The sequence below is a fragment of the Methylobacterium nodulans ORS 2060 genome (assembly GCF_000022085.1).
GTDB classification, from domain to species: Bacteria; Pseudomonadota; Alphaproteobacteria; order Rhizobiales; family Beijerinckiaceae; genus Methylobacterium; species Methylobacterium nodulans.
On record NC_011892.1, the window covers coordinates 345,603 to 361,934 of the forward strand.

A 16,332-nucleotide genomic window follows, 5' to 3' on the forward strand; every position below is an offset into this window, starting at 1 on the left:
TGAGCCTTGGCGGCGGGCTCGCGCGTACGGGGCTTAGGCCCGGATCGCCGTGATCAGCGCTCCGACCCCGAAGATCTGGATCATCCGCTTCATGTTGTAGGCGAGAACCTGGAGGCTCATCTCGGTTCTGACCTTCGCTAGCGTTCGGGTCAGGAAGTGCGTAGCCCCCATCCAGGCCTTCAGCGTGCCGAATGGGTGCTCCACGGTCTGGCGGCGGACCTTCATCGCGTCCGGCATCCCATCAAGCCTCGCCTGCATCGCATCGAGCACGCCCTCGTGCACCCACCGCTTGATCCGCCGCGCCGCCTCCGTCGTGCAGCGAGGCTTGAGCGCGCAGGCCGGGCACGCCGTCCGGTTGCGATAATGGTCGATCTCGTCCCGACGATCGGATCGGGCGGGGGCCTTCGTCAGATGCTGACCGGCAGGACAGGTGTAGTGGTCCTTCTGAGCGTCGTAGATGAAGTCCTGCCCGGTGAAGAGCCCGCGTTTGACGTTGCCCGAAGTCAAGGTTTTGGGCACGCACGGCAGCACTCCGGTGCCCTCGCAGACCAGCACCTGATCGCCGTTGAGGTAGCCCCGGTCGGCCAGCACCGTAATCGGCTCGCAGCCGGTCGCCTCCTGCGCCAGGACCCCCATCGGGGCGAGCTGGGCCCGATCGCTGCCGACGTTGGTCACGGCGTGAGCCACGATCAGGTGGTGCTCGACATCGACCGCCGCCTGAACGTTGTAGCCGACGAGACCGGTTCCCTTGCCGCGGGTGGCCAGCGAGCGCGCGTCGGGATCGGTCAGCGCGACCTGCTGGTCGGGCGCCTCCTCGACCCGCTGCCGCATCGCCTGCAGATCCTGCATCTGCTCGCGCAGGGCTGCGATCTTCTCGGTGAGCCGTGCGGTCCGAGCCTCGGCCACATCGCTTGGCTCGCGGTCGGCCCGGTCCAGGGCGGCGAGGTAGCGGGCGACGCTCGCCTCGACCTGGGCCACACGGGCCTCGAGCTTGGCCACCGTGAAGTTCTTGTCGCGGTTGTTGACGGCCTTGAACTTGCTGCCATCGACCGCGACGATGGCCTTGCTGAACAGGTTCAGCCGACGGCACAGGACGACGAATTGCGCGCAGGTGGCCTGGATCGCGGGTCCATTGTTCTTGCGGAAGTCGGCCAGGGTCTTGAAGTCCGGCATCAGCCGGCCGGTCAGCCAGATCAGCTCGAGGTTGCGCGGGCTCTCGCGTTCCAAGCGGCGGCTCGACGGGATGCGGTTGAGGTAGCCGTACAGGTAGAGCTTGAGCAGCGTCGCCGGATCGTAGGCCGGACGGCCGGTCGCCTCCGGCACAGCTCCCGCACAGCCGAGAGCGGCGAGGTCGAGTTCGTCAACGAACGCCTCGGCGAGGCGGACCGGATTGTCCGCGGCGACGTAGTCGTCCAGGCAATCGGGAAGGAGCGTGACCTGCTGACGATCCTCACCTGCGATGAAGCGGGTCATCCCGACCTCCTCAGAGCGGTGACAAGCTTAGCAGATCAGGCGTTCTCACACAGCCTCGGTCGGTTTACGAATTTCCGAGACATCTCTCGCGAGAGGTCCAGACCCAAACGAGACACCCGGTGGGTTTGGGGAGCCGGTAACGATCCGTTAACTCTTCGGGTCGACGGTGCCTCCGACGGATAGCCCCGCAGATCGGCGGCTGATCCTGCCGGCCGGCGGGGTCAGCGACCGGGACGCCACATCAAAGGGAAACGGGTGCGGCCGGTGACTGCCACTCCGGATCGCGTGCGGGGCGCGGGACGCTGCTGCGTCATGCCCCCTGCCCCGACAAGCTCAAAGAAGGGGCGCAGGCGGAGCCGATCCGCAACCTGGAGAACCGGAATGGATGAGAAGCCGCGCATCTCGGTCGAAGCGATCGAATTTGCCCCCATAGGGCAGGATCAGCTTTCAGCCGACATCACGGTGCAGTTCGGCGGTCCGCAGCAGGGCTTCACCATGCATGGTGTGGTGATCTCCGACTCCGGCGAGGAGAGCCTCAATTGGAAGCTGGCGGTCGTCGAGGCCAAGAGGCTTGCTCGTTTCTTTGGGACGGAGACCACGCTCACCGAGCTTGATGACGAGCGCGAGGCGCCGGAATTCGCATAACCTCGTGCGCGCCAGTGGAGTTACGGGAACGGGCAGCTTCGAGAGATAGGGTCACCGACCGCAACGCCCCCTGAGCGCATTGAGGCGAGCGCGATCGGTCTCCGGCCCCTGGGCCGCGTATAGAGCGCACGATGATGCCGCGTCCTGCGGTCGGCGCTGACAGTCTGTTGATACTCATGCGAGGGACGGGCCTGGGGCCGGTCGGCGACCCGCGCACCTCGGCTGAGGTGCGTGAGGAGGTCGAGGTCTTGCGGACCAACCTCGATCCGGTGCGCCTGTTGGCGGACAACCTCGCCCACGAACGTCCTGCCGCAGGTGGAGCGACACGAGCGCTGCGCTTGATCACCGTTGAGCTACCAGCCGTGCAATTTCGGCCTCGGCAACCGCTCGGGCCTCCGCCTCGGACGGGTACGGCCAGTCCGATCGCCGGTACAGCTTGCCGTGGTCGCGGATGGCCCAGGTGTAGTGGCCTGCCACGTCTCGGCTAGGCCGGACTTCCAGCGTGAAGTGATGCCGCCCGTGTGCGCTCATGCCCCCCATGTCGGAGGCGGACACAGCCGCTCCGATGCGGCGTGATGCCATAACGGATCGGGCCGCATTGGAGCCGATAGGCGCGATCTATCGCCGGGAATAGGTGGATTGTTAAGGATCGTACGGCTACGCTGCGGCCATGGAGTTCGACCCCGCCGATCCCGCCCCCGCGCCGCCCCACGGCTCATCCTTCGCCCTCCCCGTCCCGCTCGCCGCGGCCCTGCCGCCCGGACCCGCGCTGCTGGAGCGGCTCGAGGCCTACGCCCGCGCCGCCCAGGGCGCCTTCGCCCCCAACACGCTGCGGGCGCTTGCCGCCGACAGCCGCATCTTTGCCGCGTCGCGCGGAAATCCCGCGCCACCGTCGAGCGCTACCGCTCCTCGATCGCCATGCTCCACCGCGCGGCCGGTCTGCCCAACCCGTGCACGGACGAGCGCGTGCGACTGGCAGTCAAGCGGATGAGCCGGGCCAAGGGCCGCCGCCAGAAGCAGGCCGAGCCGCTCAACCGGCCCAGCATCGACCGCATGCTCGCCGTGAAGACCCCCGAGCGGCTGCACCGGCGCGTGGCCGAGGGCGATCGGGAGGTGCCATTGATCGCGCTGCGCAATGCCGCGCTGATGGCCGTGGCCTACGATACGCTGCTGCGGCGCTCGGAACTGGTCTCGCTGCTCATCGAGGATCTCGAGCGCGTGGAGGACGGCTCGGGCACGATCCTGGTGCGGCGGACCAAGACCGACCAGGAGGGCGAAGGCGCGGTCAAGTACCTGGCGCCGGACACGGTCGGGCATGTGTCCGCGTGGCTGGAGGCAGCCGGGCTGACGAGCGGGCCGCTGTTCCGGCCGGTGACGAAGGGTGGTCGGGTCGGGGCCGCGGCGCTGGGCGACGCGGAGGTGTACCGGCTCTACCGCGAGATCGCGCTGGCCGCGGGCGTGAAGCTCGCGCGTCCCCCATCGGGGCACTCGACCCGGGTCGGGGCGACCCAGGACATGTTCGCGGCCGGGTTCGAGCTGCTCGAGGTCATGCAGGCGGGCTCGTGGAAGACGCCCGCCATGCCGGCCCGCTACGGCGAGCGGCTGAGAGCCCAGCGCGGCGCGGCGCGGAAACTGGCGACCCTGCAGAATAGAGCCTAGCAGCTCTACCGATCATCCCCGGCGTATAGTCGAGTGCAAGGCATCATGCAGATCTGAGAGCAAAATCTCAAAATCTAGGGGGGGTAGCAACGCAACCTGAAATTCCCCGAGGAGCGGCGCTAACTCTGCAACGTCGATCAACCGGCGCACTCGGACTGCTTTCAGCTTTGAGACCGCTCGACCATAGATGGCTAGGTTGATCTGCCCATTCAAACGGGACGGATAGATGATCCCGTCGGGTGTGGCCGGATGCTCGTGAAACGCCAACGACCACACCCGTCCCAGCGTGTGTCGTGTTCCGCGCAGCACATCAGTCGGCACCCCCATCGCGACCGCTGCGTTCTCCCTCAGGTCGACCAGCCGGAGGGAGGTTGCAGCCTCGATCTCGGCATATCGTCGATCCTCAAGTTCTGTCTCTTCCACGCCGAGGACGCCGACTTTCCCGTCCCGCCTGTCTCGAAGCGCGGCCTCGAGGAAGCAAACTGTCAACGTCTCACCGAGATAGAGCACACCAAAGCGGCTCTGCTCCTTGCGCCGCCTCGGATCGCTGAACCTGCTCTTCGCTTTCCCGTAGCCGATCGGATCCGGGTATTTGGCCATATAGATGCGGCCGTAGCGTTCGCCGGGCGCCACTGTATGAAGGCGCAGGCGTGCGTCCGCGAAGTTGGCTGGTGGATAGGTGCCAGCCACTTCAGGTGAAGTCCCCGCGCGCGACTCCCTCAGCCGCCGCCACCACCTCGGCACCCTTGCCGTGCTCCAGGGCTTCGCGACCGGTAAGTCCGTCCAATGACCCGTGCCGCTGGATCAGAAAGCGGTAGACAGCCCATGGTGCTCCAAGGCGCTCTCGGAGCGCCGCCAGCTCCGGATAGGGTTTGCCGTTCGGATCAAGCTGCCAAACCGGAAAGCGGAAGCCTCGCTTCGCACCATCAAGCCCAAGCAGCTGCCCACTCTGCCGCTTCGCGTTCACCGTAACGCGGGTCGTGCCCAGCAGCTCCGCAAAGGCCTCGGCACTCAACATGTCGTCGCCAGCGAGGACCTCCGCGGCCCTGATGCGGCCCCGCTCCCGCGCGGTGGCCAGCGCTCGCTCAAGCTCGGGACTGCGCTCGTGCACCTCTTCGACTGAAATGGCTTCGGCGTCCGGCGCTCTCTCCTCGACAGGTGTTACCGTCGCGCCGCCGGTCGGGTCCACCTCGACGCGAAAGCTGACGGGACGTCCAGCCTTCTGACTTTTCGCAAACGCTTCACTATAACTCTGGAGCAGCGGCTTGATCTTGAATGGGTTGCCCGCGAGGACCTGGGCCGCCTTATTCGGGGCCTTGAAGGTGAACCCAGCCGCACCTTTCGGAACCACGCCAGCGTCGACCGAGAAGGTCGTCATCAAAGTCGCACGCCCTGCGCGACGCCCCTCGCCGGCGCCGGCAGATCGTCCGGTTGATCGTGCCTTGGCGTTCGTCATCGCTCACCTCCGGACCAGCATGTAGTGAGGATAGATAAGTTCGTCAAGTTTGTAAAGCTACTCCCGAGGGGGCCGGCTTCTCGGAAGCAGGTTGCCGCTTCGGGCCGAACCGTAAGCCCTTAGCTCGCGCGATGGGCTTGTCACGTTGCCGAGCATCGCGGCTTGCGGCGGCTGATGGGGCGGCGTAGCCGGTCGGCATGACCCCGCCCTCCTACGCCGGCTACTGCTTCCCGCCTAGCGTCATCCAGCGTGCCGTCTGGATGTATCTCCGGTTCGCTCTCAGCTATCGCGACGTGGAGGAACTCCTCGCTGAGCGCGGCATCATCGTCGCCTCCGAGAGCATCCGACGCGGGGTGCTCACCTTCGGTCCGGTCATCGCGCGCCGGCTGCGCGCCTCTCGCCCGACGCCGCACGGCCGCTGGCACCTTGATGAGATGCTCGTGCAGATCGCCGGTCGGCAGATGGACCTGTGGCGAGCCGTCGATGCCGAAGGCGAGGGGCTGGACCGGCTGGTCCAGTCCAGACGGGACAGGCGCTCGGCCCAGACGCTGATGCGCCAGCGGCTGAAGAAGCCGGGCATAGCACCCGACGCATGGGTCACCGGCAAACGCCCGGCCTACGGCGCTGCGCTTCGTGAGATGACGCTGAGCCGGGTGGATCACGCCCAGCGACAGCGGGCGAACAACCGCGCCGAGAGTTCGCAGGTACCGGTGCGACGACGGCAGCGGAAGCTGCAGGGCTTCAAGTTGCCCCGCTCAGCTCAACAGTTCTTGTCCTTGCACGCGGCCACCGACAACGTTTTCACCGTTCCCTGTCACCTCGTCTCGGCTCGCACGCACCGGCTCTTCCGAGCCGAGGCGTTTCAGACGTGGCGCAGTGCGGCTGGCGTGGCGGCCTGAAAGGGCCAGCGCAGGTTTTCTTGCGGCTACGTCCAACGACGTGACAAGCCCCGGCCCAGGGCCGCCAGGAACGGCGCCAGCCAGACATCGAGGTGCAGATTCTGACGAAGCCGGCCATGGATTCCGATTTCATTCCGGCCGGTGTTCCAATTTGAAGCCGGCCACTTTCTGGGTCTGATCCTGGGTCGTTGGGGATGATGGGTTCGGGTTCAGGATGAGGTCAAGCCGTCGCCGCAGGAAAACGGGTCATAGGGCTATCCAGGTGCGTCTGCACGGCCGGCGCGATGCCGGTCCTTGATGCCCGGCTCTATGGCGGCACGCACCAGCAGCGCTGACACCCGCAGGTCCTGTACTCCGTAAATCCGGAAATACAATTTTGCAGCGGCGGCCGGTTTGCCGTCCCGGTTCTGTGCTCAGGCGAGAGGCCAGCCGTCCGTGCCGGCCTCAAGGCACGCTCCGCTCTCCGGCCTTGACCCCGTCCCGGCCAGCCGGCGCCGGGCTGCCATCGCCTTCGACGCCCCAGAGGGCGCCGAAGGCCGCCTCTTTCGACAACCTGTGTCCGGATCCTCCAGCGCCACGCCCTCGGCGGTGCCGTCCATGGGCTTTCGGGTGCTGCTGCCCGTGGGTGTGGTTGCGCGGGTCTGACCGGCCGTCGCCGCCCATCCATGCCCTGCCCGCACCAGCAACCGTGTTGGGCAGGATCGGCAGCTCTGTCCGGCCTGTCGGTCTGTCCGCGCCCCACGGGGCGCAGCAACCAACGAAAGACAGAACCATGGACCTCATCACCACCGAACAGCGCGCCAAGATGCTGGAGAACGGACAGCGGTCCGCCCAAGGCGAAACCATCGATCCCCCACCGGTCGTGAAGCTCTTCTGGGATTGCCCCGGATTGGTGGTTCTTCCGCACTTTGCGTGGATCAGGCAGCGATGAGGATGCGGCTACGGAGGAGTGCGAAGCTGGCGCGACCGTACATGGTGCGCTTGAGCATCTTCAGCCGACTGATCTGCCCTTCCGCCTGAGCATTGCTCCAGGACGTCGTCAGCGCCGCCCGAACGGCCGCCCCATCCTGCGCCAAACCGGCCGCGAAGGTCTCCAGCGCAGCGACACCGCAGTTCCGGGTTTCGAGCAGCCATCTGTCGAGCTCGCTGGCAGGGTCCGCCGGCCGGTCGCCGCCCAGGCCACAGGCACGCACGAGCATCGTGAACCGCCGCGCCAGATCGGCGATCCGTGCGGCTTCAGGATCCTGCCGGATGCGGGCGAGGTCAGCCGCGGCGCGGGGCTGCAGTGTCGCGAGGGGCTGCACCAGGATCCAGGCCAGTTGCTTGGGTGAGGCGATGGGTGAGGGTCTGATCGCCTCAGTGCTCGTCGAGGCGGGCTGCGACAGCCATTTGCGAGCCGTGCGCCGCTCGGCGACGAAGCGGTGCACCTGCCGATGGGTTCCCGCGAAGCCCTGGCGGCGGATCTCGCGCCAGAGCGCCATAGCGTTCTCGCAGCCCTCGGCCATGCGCTGCTCCAGATGGGCGAGGTAGGGATCGAGGCGAGAGGGATTGGGTCTGCGGATCGCGCGCTCCGGGAAGCTCTCGGCCTGGGCGTACTTGCGCACGGTCGCTCGCGCCAGACCCGTGGCGCGGCCGATCGCCAGGAGGGTCTCGCCAGCGAGATGGCGTCGGCGCACGTCCTCATAGGCCGCCAGCCGGCGGGCGCGGCTGTCGAGGCTGACGGCAATCTCGGCTGCGCTGCGGCGATAGGCGCGCGGGCGCTCCCCTGGCTGTCGTCCGTCACCACTCGCAAGAGGAGGGAGCTGTCGCAGCCGGCCATGGACGCGGCCAAGCCAGCGTTCGAGAACCTGGCGCAGGTTGAGGAGCAGGTGCCATCGGTCGGCGACCTGGAGGGCGGCCGGCGCGCCCGCGGTGGCCGCTCGGGCGTACTCGGTCGAGCGGTCGCGGGCGACGATCTGGATGCTGGGATGGCGACGCAGCCATGCGGCAACGGTCGCCCCTGAGCGGTCGGGCAGCAGGTCGATCGGGCATCGCCGTTCGAGGTCGACGAGAAGCGTGCCGTAGCTCCGACCTTTGCGGATGGCCCAGTCGTCGATGCCCACGGCGCGCGGCGCGTTCGCTCTCGGCAACGGGAGGCGGTGCACGAGGCGCAGGATCGTGTCGGGGCTGGTTTGCATCCCCAGGTGGCCGGTCAGGCGCGCGCCGGCCTCGCCGCCGACTGCAAGCCCGATCCGGGTCTGGGCCTGAGCGAGGCGGCGGGTCCGGCGCGCTCGCGGCGGTATCAGCCGCGGAAGAGGCTCGGCGAACGTGCGGCGGCGGCAAGCGGGATGATGGCAGTAGAAGCGTCGGATACGCAGGCGCAGCGTCACAGGCTGGCCCATGCTCGGCAGATCGGCCGGACGGCGATCATAGCGGCTGTGAACGGCGGAACTGGGCGTGCCACAGGTCGGACATCGACCATGACAACGGCGGCCATGGGCGATGACGACAAGGTGATCGGTGTGGCGAAAGACCCGCTCGATCGTGCAGCCCGGCAGGGATGAGGACAGGATCATCCGCCTCGTGAATCAGCCTGCGCTTCCCGCGTCACCGCGACCGTTCCACGCAAAGTGCGGAAGAACCACGAAAACCGGGCAATCCCACTGCTCCAGATCATCGCAAACCAGGCTCATGCGTGAACCCTGGAGACGGACCGGCTCATGGCCGCGACCTCTTGCGGGCCAAAGGGCCCGGGCCGCGCGCCTCCAGGGCGGCGATCTTGGCCTCCAGCAACTCGCGCTCGAGCAGCATCTCGCCGAGCTTGGCCTTCATACCAACTCTCATTGATCAGAACCCATTGGCCCAGGCGCGCAAGCCGATGGAGATGATGCGCCAGGGCTGGTCGATGAGCCTGTTCCAGGCGTAGCAGCAGTGATCGAGGATGGCATCGGAGGAGGCGAAGATCCGGTTGCCGAGCCAATTGTCGCGCATGACCTGCCAGAGGTTCTCGACCGGGTTGAGCTCGGGTGAGCGGGCCGGCAGCGGCATCAGGGTGATGGTGGCGGGCACGATGAGCTTCTTGGTAGTGTGCCATCCGGCCTGATCGAGCAGCAGGACGGCGTGCGCGCCCGGCGCGACGGCCTTGGCGATCTCGGCCAGGGGCAGGTTCATCGCTTCGGTGGTGCAGCGGGACCAGACCCGCCCCCGTGCCGCGGGCCGGGCAGATCGCCCCGAAGAGGTAGGCGGAGGCCGTGCGCTGGTCCTTCGGAGCCGAGGGGCGCGTGCCTCGGCGCGCCCAGCGCCGCGTGATCGTGTTCTTCTGGCCGACGCGGGCCTCGTCGGCGAACCAGATCTCTATCGGCTTGCCGCCTGTGGCCTGCGCGATCTGCGCCCAGCGGGCGGGGAAGGCTTTTTAAAAGCGGCGGCGGCCTGCGGATCCTGGGCGTGCTGGCGGGGACGGGCCGAGAGCTTCCGATAGCCCATGCCGCGCAGAACCCGGCTCAGCGTCTGTTGGGAGACCGAGACGCCGTGGTCCTCACACAGGATCTGGGCCAGATCGACCAGCCGCCAGCGCACCACGCCGTGGATGGCGGGCATCGGCCCCTGCTCGACCAAGGCGCGCAGCGCCGCGCGCTGGTCGGCGTTCAGACGTGGGCGCGCACCGGGGGCCTTGGCGTCGATCAGCCCGTCCGGGCCGTCTGCGTTGAAGGCCAGCACCCAGTCGCGCACCGTCTGCAGCCCGACCCCACCGAGCGCGGCTGCTTCCGAGCGCGAACTGCCCGCGTCGATCGCCGACAGCGCCAGCAGACGGCGGGTCTGAGCCGGATCGCGCGAACCCTTGGCTAGGGTACGCAGGGTCTCGGCATCAAAGTCCGACCGCAACGGCACAGGAGCGGCCATACCATCCTCCTCAGGCTCCCAACCCGAGGATAGAATCACGACGCGGCCCTTGCCGCCACCCCGCCTGAGTCTCGCTCACCGAGAGCTGGTATCAGACGCCCGCTCTCCAGGGCTTCGCCATCGGTAGGCCGGGTGGACAGGCTGGCTTCGCCCGCCGCCAGGAAGGCGTCGCGCCAGCCCGACAGGGTCGCGGCCGTCACGCCCAGGCTGCGCGAGACGCTCTCCAGGTCCTCGCCACGCAGCAGTCGCAGCACCGCATCGCGCTTGCGTTGCCGGGACATGCGCCCGCCGCGGCCGGGACCGACCGTGCCCGCATCCACCCTCATGTCCGTGCTCATCGTCCTCACCCCTGTCGCGGAGACCGTCCGCTAACGGGGTGTCTCAGGCAACCGGGAGGCGGAGGATTTGGAACCAGTGAAGAATGAAAGAGCACCATCTGTGATGTATGCGGCCTGGAAGGCCACATACATCCTTGGCTGCCAGATCAAGCGTAGAGATCAGCCGGATTGTCGACCAAGATGTACTTGCGTGCGTTCTCGTCCGGGATCCATCGGTCGGCATTCTCTACCGACGAAGAAGGATACGTTGAAGGCGACGCGATGATCCGGCAGCGTCAGGACGCCGTCATTGCGCCGACAATCTGGTTAATGGCCTCTTTGTAGTTGCCGGGTTCGACGCCGTTCAGTCGTTCCTTGAGTCCGAGGCTCTCCTTCCAACGAAGGCGCGCCGCGACGGCCCGTGCCATCACCGGTTCGATGCCGGCATCAGCCACCGCTTCGGCCGACATTTCCAGCTCCTCCGCCCGGCGCTTGGCGTGGATCACGCCCGATGGGGTGAGCGACTCCACCGTGTCCATCCACGGCCGCGCTAAGGTCTTGCAGGCCGAGGCGAGCACGATTTCGTCGATGCCGTAGTGACGCGCAGCGAGCAGCATCTCGTCGGTCAATGCCTCAATGCCCTTGATCAGCACCGAGCGCAGGATCTTGATCCCGGATGCCGTGCCAAGCGTATCGCCGACGTAGCTGATCTGCATCCCCCAGGGATTGAGTAGATCGCGTACACGCTCGCCTGAGGGTCCGCTAACGAGGATCGGCATGGCGTAGCCGTTCTTCGGCGTGCCCTCGATCGAGCCGTCGCCGACGAGGGCCCCGCCGCCAGCCAAACGTTCGGCAACCCCGAGCTTGATCTTCGGCGTGGCAGAGGCGAAATCCATGAAGATATGCCGCTCGCTAAGGCAGCCTACAAAGGCCGCGGCGCTATCCAGCGAGGCCGAACCCGGTGTCACGCTGACGATCAGGTCCGCGGCGTCGGCAAGTTCCTGGTTCGAGCGCACGAGGGTGACCCCCGCGTCCTGGGCCCGGCTCTGGATCAGACCGGCATAGGGACCGTCGAAGGCATACTTGTCGTAGGCTGTGACGTGCTCTAGGCCCGCGCCGCGCAGGCCGCGCCCCAGAGTGCTCCCGATCTCACCGTAGCCGACGAGGCCGAGTCGGAATTGCTGCTTCTGTGCTGACATGGATCTTTTCCTCCACTGAACGGATCTCAAGCAATTTCTTCGTGGCGCTTGAGGGGGTACTTACGCGGCAAGCCGCGCTGTTTGGCCGCCCGAACGAAGGGCCGCGAGGAGAGCTTCGATCGGGTGGGACAGCTGGATGCTGTCGACCAACTTGACCTGCGACCGGCACGAGTAGCCGTCCGCCAAGAGGCGATCTGATCGGCCGGCGCGGTCCACATGCCCCGCCCAACTCAGGTCGTAGATGCGCTCGGACGTCGCCCGGTGCTCGCTCTCGTGCCTGTAGGTGCCCGCCATGCCGCAGCAGCCCGCGGGCAGGATCGTGAGGCGGTGCCCGAGGCGGGCGAACACCGTCTGCCAGTCGCGAAGTCCGGCGGCGGCAGTCGTCCGCTCGGTGCAGTGAGGCAGCAACAGGTACTCGGCCTGTGCTCCGGATGACGACCGCTCGCCGAGACGCGTGGCCAACCACTCCTGCACCAGGTGAACCCGCGGCACTTGCTCCGGCCCGAGCGCGCCCACGTACTCCGACCTGTAGGTCAGTGTCATGGAAGGGTCGATGCCTACGAGGTCGACCCCCGTCTCGGCGAGCGCGCGCAGCGCCGCCGCGTTGCGCCGTGCCCGACGCTCGAAGGCGCCCAGGAAACCGTGCACGTGCAGCGGCTTGCCGTTCGGCAAGTAGGGCGCCAGCCAGGGCTTGAACCCGAGTTCGATCAGGAGATCGACGAGATCCAGGACGAGCGACGTCTCGTAGTGACTGGTGAAGGCGTCCTGTACGATCAAGACGCTGCGCGCCCGCTCCGTCGGCGACAGGACGCGTAGCGCCCCGGCACTCGCCACCGTGACGCCCCGGCGCTCGGCCTCCCGGACGAGATCGATCCCGGACAGGCGAGGCGTGGCGGTCAGTCCGACGACACGCATCAACCAAACCCCAGGTTTCGAGGTGGACAGAACATTGGCGAGCCGCGGTGCACGGGCGGCCAGGGGCAGCAGGATCTCGATCAGGCCAACGACGTGGTCGCGCGGCCGCCGCAGGTAGCGGCCATGATAGAGTTCGAGGAACTTCGCCCGGAAGGTCGGCACATCGACCTTGATCGGACATTGCCCGACGCAGGACTTACATGCCAGGCAGCCATCCATCGCCTCCTTTACCGCGTGGGAGAAGTCGCGGTCGCGCGATAGACTGGCCCACAGTCGCGCCGGAAACGCGCGCCAGCCGCTTCGCCCACGCAGACGGCGGCTCTCCGCCATTGGGTCGATACCTTGGCCCACAAGCAGGCGCAGCCATTCCCGCATCAGCTGAGCCCGCCCCTTCGGGGAGTGCCGCCGCTCGCGAGTGCCCTTCCAGGACGGGCACATCGCGTCGTCCGGGTCGTAGTTGAAGCAGGCGCCGTTGCCGTTGCAGTGGAGCGCCTCGTCGAAGTTCACGCGCACGGAAGCGGGGATCGTGCGGTCGAAGCCGCCCTTCGTCGGCACGCCGTCCACGGTGAGGAGCCGCCCGCCCTCGGGCGCGGCGATCTTGCCGGGATTGAGTTGGTCGCGCGGATCGAAGGCGGCTTTGATGCGCTGGAGAGCGGGATAGAGCGGTCCGAATACTTGCGGAGAGAATTCCGAGCGGACGCCCTTGCCGTGCTCACCCCACAGGACGCCGCCGTACTTGCCCGTGAGGGCGACGACCTCCTCGGTGATCTCCCGGATGAGCCGGTCTTGCGCAGGGTCCTTGGTGTCGATGGCGGGGCGCACGTGCAGCACGCCAGCATCCACGTGCCCAAACATGCCGTAGACGAGGCCGCGGCGGTCGAGAGCGGCCCGGAACTCGGCGATGTAGTCGGCGAGGTTCTCGGGCGGGACGGCCGTATCCTCGACGAAGGCAATCGGACGGGCGTCGCCCTTCATGTTGCCCAGAAGGCCCACCGCCTTCTTGCGCATGCTCCAGATCCGCGTGACCGCGTCGACGGCTTCGGGAGGCGCGACCCGGACGCCGTCGCCCTCCGCCTCGTCGCCGTCCTCCGCGAGCCGCATGCTTCCTTGCACACCCGCTCCAATCGTGCGGACCGCCTCATCGTTGGGCGCGCCCGCTGTCTCGCGCGCGACCGTGAAGCCGCGTCGGCCGCGGGTCCGCCCCTCGTGCTCCAGCCGCTGCGTCACGCGCGTGAGCTGGGCTTCGAGATCTCCCGCCGTCTCCGCCAGCACCTCGACCAGGTTCACACCTTCGGCCGGTCCCTCGGGATCGTCCGGGAAGAAGGCGCTGACCTCGTGCCAGACGATGTCGCCCCGCGCCAAGGCGAGCACGCGAGAGTCGATGGTCTCAATCGAAGCCGGGCCCAGCTCGACGAGGGCCCGCGCATCGCGCAGGGCAGCGTCGAAGCTGTCGTAGCGCAGGCTGATCAGTGCGGCGTGCTGCGGGATGGGCAGCACGGAGAGCGTGGCTTCCACAATCAGCCCGAGGGTGCCCTCTGACCCGCACAGCACCGCGTTCAGGTCGAAGCGGCCCTGTCTGTCCCGGACATGGGCGAGGTCGTAGCCGGTGAGGCAACGGTTGAGCTTGGGAAAGCGCTCCTCGATAAGGGCGGCATCGCGCGTGACGATCTCGTTCACGACACGGTGGATCTCGCCCACGCGATCCGGGCGCGCGCAGACGGCGGCCAGGTCCTCGTCCCCGAGCGGGCGTGACGTCCAGACCGAACCGTCGGTCAGGACGGTCGTCAGTTCGCGCACGTGGTCGCGGGTCTTGCCGTACAGGCACGAGCCCTGGCCGCACGCGTCGGTGGAGATCATGCCGCCGATGGTGGCCCGATTCGACGTAGACAGTTCGGGAGCGAAGAACAGACCATGCCGGGCCAACTCCCGGTTGAGCTGGTCCTTCACGACGCCCGGCTCGACGCGCACCACCCGGTTCTCGACGTCGATCTCCAGGATGCGGTTCATGTGGCGGGAGACATCGACCACGAGGCCGCCGGTCAGGGACTGGCCGTTGGTGCCGGTTCCACCCCCGCGCGGCGAGACCCGGACCTCGGCAAATCGCGGGTCGCCGAGTAGCGCCCCGATCCGGACGAGATCGTCCCGGTCGCGCGGGAAGGCCACGGCCTCGGGCCGGATCTGATAGATCGAATTGTCGGTGGCCAGCACCGTTCGATCTGCGATCCCATCCGACAGTTCGCCCACGAAGCCCCGCACCCGGAGCTCGGCGAGGAAGGCCGCATAAAGCGACGTGGGAATTGGGAGACTGGTCAGGGCGGGGATCATGGCACTCGCTTCGGCGTCGGCCATTCTTCCGGACGACGCGGTTCCCTGAGGAGCTTCAGGCCGCCGTGACTATGACGGCGGCTGAGACGAGCGACCGGCAGGAGCCGGCTTACTGGATCGCAGCTCCGGGTTCGGTCTCGATCGGCTCGACGACCAGCAGCATGACGGCCAGCGCCACCAGGGACGAGGCGCCCAGGAACAGGAACACGGCATCCCAGCTATAGGCGTCGAGCAGCAGCCCCGTGAGGAACGGGAACAGTGCGCCACCGGCTTGGCCGCCGGTATTCACCACCGAGACGGCGAGCGGATAGGCGTCCTTGGTGGTCAGCCCGGCTGGATACACGGTGAAGGACGAGTAGCCGACGTTCAGCAGGAAGCCTGTGAGAAACAGCAGGGTCGCGAGCGTCACCGGCTCGTTGGGCGCCTGGATCAACGCGACCATCATGAACACGGTCGAGATCGCGCTGATGAGGATGGTCGGCTTGCGCCGCTTGCCCACGATCCTATCCGAGAACCAGCCACCGATGATGTTGCCGAGGACGCCACCGACGAATGGCGCGGAGGCCACGAACCCGACATTCATCAACGAGAAATGTTTGACGTTGGTCAGGTAGGTCGGCAACCAGGCCAGGATAACGTTGATGATACCGGTCATCATCAGGTAGCCGAGAGCCAGCCCCCAAATGTTGCCGGATCGGAAGGTCTCCTTGGCCGTCGCGATCAGACGGACGCGGCGGCCGCGGATCACCCGATCCAGGCGCGAAAACCGGCCCTTGGACGGTTCAGCGGCAATCGTTACCGGCATAGAGTTCGCTGCGGCGGCCGACTGTATCGGCGCCTCGTCACGGATGTGGGCGACCTCTGCCGCGGACACAAAGCGGCTGCGAGCCGGATCGTCGACCACGAGGAAGTACCACAGCACGGCGAAGATCAACCCTGGCATGGCACAGACGAAGAACACGTATTGCCAGCCGAGCGTAGCGATAATCAGCGCGCCGAGCGGAGGTACGATCACGGGACCGAACTTCGCAGCAGCGAGGAACAGGCCGACCGCCGTGCCCTTCTCCCGCGCGGGGAACCAACGGTTCATCGTCGAGAGCATGGAGACGGGGAGCGGTGCCTCAGCGAACCCGAGGGCCAGTCGGTTCAGCTTCATCGCCAGAGCAGAGCCGGCGGTGCCCAGAAGCCCAGTGAACAACGAGGTCAGCAGCATGAAGATCGGAAACACAGTCCGCGTGCCGAGCTTCCGGACGAGAAAGCCCGCGGGAATCTGCATGACGGAGTAGCCGATGAAGAACAGGCTGACGACCGCACCGGCTTCGGTGTTTGACATCGCGAATTCCTTCTTCACGAAGGGAAGCACGATGCCGATATTGGCCCGATCAGCGGCCGCCAACGTATAAACAACAAAGATTAAGTTCATCACGACCCAACGAAACCGGGTCGCGGCTTTCGGTGATAGAATCGGGTCCGCGTTAGCAGTGGCATTATACATGCTGCTTCCTCCGGCGAATGGCCTGCATGTCTTAGAGCGTGTATAACCGCTCCTTAGATCCCGTACGCGG

Annotated in this window: 11 protein-coding genes and 3 pseudogenes; 4 read left to right on the plus strand and 10 right to left on the minus strand. The window is 67.0% G+C overall.

From position 1 onward, the window contains the following. Positions 1-33: 33 nt before the first annotated feature. On the minus strand, positions 34-1,473 hold the full coding sequence (locus MNOD_RS37850; protein ID WP_015934223.1) for an IS1182-like element ISMno15 family transposase: 1,440 nt from the start codon (positions 1,471-1,473) through the stop codon (positions 34-36). A gap of 381 nt (positions 1,474-1,854) precedes the next feature. Here MNOD_RS37850 and MNOD_RS37855 point away from each other — a divergent pair, with 381 nt between their 5' ends. Both MNOD_RS37855 and MNOD_RS37860 read left to right on the plus strand, forming a co-directional pair. Continuing rightward, positions 1,855-2,118 carry a hypothetical protein gene (locus MNOD_RS37855; RefSeq protein WP_015934224.1) on the plus strand — a complete coding sequence of 88 codons (264 nt, stop codon included), beginning with the start codon at positions 1,855-1,857 and terminating at the stop codon, positions 2,116-2,118. Positions 2,119-3,084: 966 nt separating this feature from the next. Next, positions 3,085-3,777 (plus strand): site-specific integrase, encoded by a 693-nt coding sequence (locus MNOD_RS37860; RefSeq protein ID WP_244424846.1) that lies wholly within the window; start codon positions 3,085-3,087, stop codon positions 3,775-3,777. Between the two features lie 12 nt (positions 3,778-3,789). Here the strand turns inward: MNOD_RS37860 and MNOD_RS37865 are convergent, their stop codons facing one another. Further along, positions 3,790-4,467, minus strand: a complete 678-nt coding sequence (locus MNOD_RS37865; RefSeq protein WP_015934226.1) for an RES family NAD+ phosphorylase — start codon at positions 4,465-4,467, stop codon at positions 3,790-3,792. Position 4,468: 1 nt separating this feature from the next. Beyond that, positions 4,469-5,233, minus strand: coding sequence for a hypothetical protein (locus MNOD_RS37870; protein ID WP_015934227.1), 765 nt, complete (start codon positions 5,231-5,233; stop codon positions 4,469-4,471). 197 nt (positions 5,234-5,430) lie between these two features. On the opposite strand from MNOD_RS37870, the gene MNOD_RS37875 reads away from it, so the two are divergent. Together MNOD_RS37875 and MNOD_RS50415 are read left to right on the plus strand one after the other, a co-directional pair. Then, positions 5,431-6,132 carry an IS6 family transposase gene (locus MNOD_RS37875; RefSeq protein ID WP_015934228.1) on the plus strand — a complete coding sequence of 234 codons (702 nt, stop codon included), beginning with the start codon at positions 5,431-5,433 and terminating at the stop codon, positions 6,130-6,132. A gap of 772 nt (positions 6,133-6,904) precedes the next feature. Then, positions 6,905-7,063 (plus strand): DUF2958 domain-containing protein, encoded by a 159-nt coding sequence (locus MNOD_RS50415; protein ID WP_083786730.1) that lies wholly within the window; start codon positions 6,905-6,907, stop codon positions 7,061-7,063. Here MNOD_RS50415 and MNOD_RS37880 read toward each other — a convergent pair. The 7 genes and pseudogenes from MNOD_RS37880 to MNOD_RS37915 form a co-directional block, all read right to left on the minus strand. Continuing rightward, positions 7,050-8,687: an ISL3-like element ISMno5 family transposase gene (locus tag MNOD_RS37880; RefSeq protein WP_012631076.1), complete on the minus strand. Its 1,638-nt coding sequence runs from the start codon at positions 8,685-8,687 to the stop codon at positions 7,050-7,052. The genes MNOD_RS50415 and MNOD_RS37880 overlap by 14 nt on opposite strands. A 122-nt stretch (positions 8,688-8,809) precedes the next feature. Further along, a pseudogene (locus MNOD_RS47580) lies at positions 8,810-8,943 on the minus strand (IS3-like element ISMtsp5 family transposase); the annotation flags it as partial. 15 nt (positions 8,944-8,958) lie between these two features. After that, a pseudogene (locus MNOD_RS44940) lies at positions 8,959-10,011 on the minus strand (IS630 family transposase). A 74-nt stretch (positions 10,012-10,085) separates the two neighbouring features. After that, positions 10,086-10,349, minus strand: a pseudogene (locus MNOD_RS42185) (helix-turn-helix domain-containing protein); the annotation flags it as partial. 275 nt (positions 10,350-10,624) lie between these two features. Next, positions 10,625-11,557: an NAD(P)-dependent oxidoreductase gene (locus tag MNOD_RS37905; RefSeq protein WP_341874502.1), complete on the minus strand. Its 933-nt coding sequence runs from the start codon at positions 11,555-11,557 to the stop codon at positions 10,625-10,627. Positions 11,558-11,587: 30 nt separating this feature from the next. Beyond that, positions 11,588-14,767 (minus strand): FAD-binding and (Fe-S)-binding domain-containing protein, encoded by a 3,180-nt coding sequence (locus tag MNOD_RS44945; protein ID WP_043753808.1) that lies wholly within the window; start codon positions 14,765-14,767, stop codon positions 11,588-11,590. A gap of 109 nt (positions 14,768-14,876) precedes the next feature. Then, complete coding sequence (locus MNOD_RS37915; RefSeq protein WP_015934233.1) at positions 14,877-16,262, minus strand: MFS transporter; 1,386 nt, start codon at positions 16,260-16,262, stop codon at positions 14,877-14,879. Positions 16,263-16,332 lie beyond the last annotated feature (70 nt).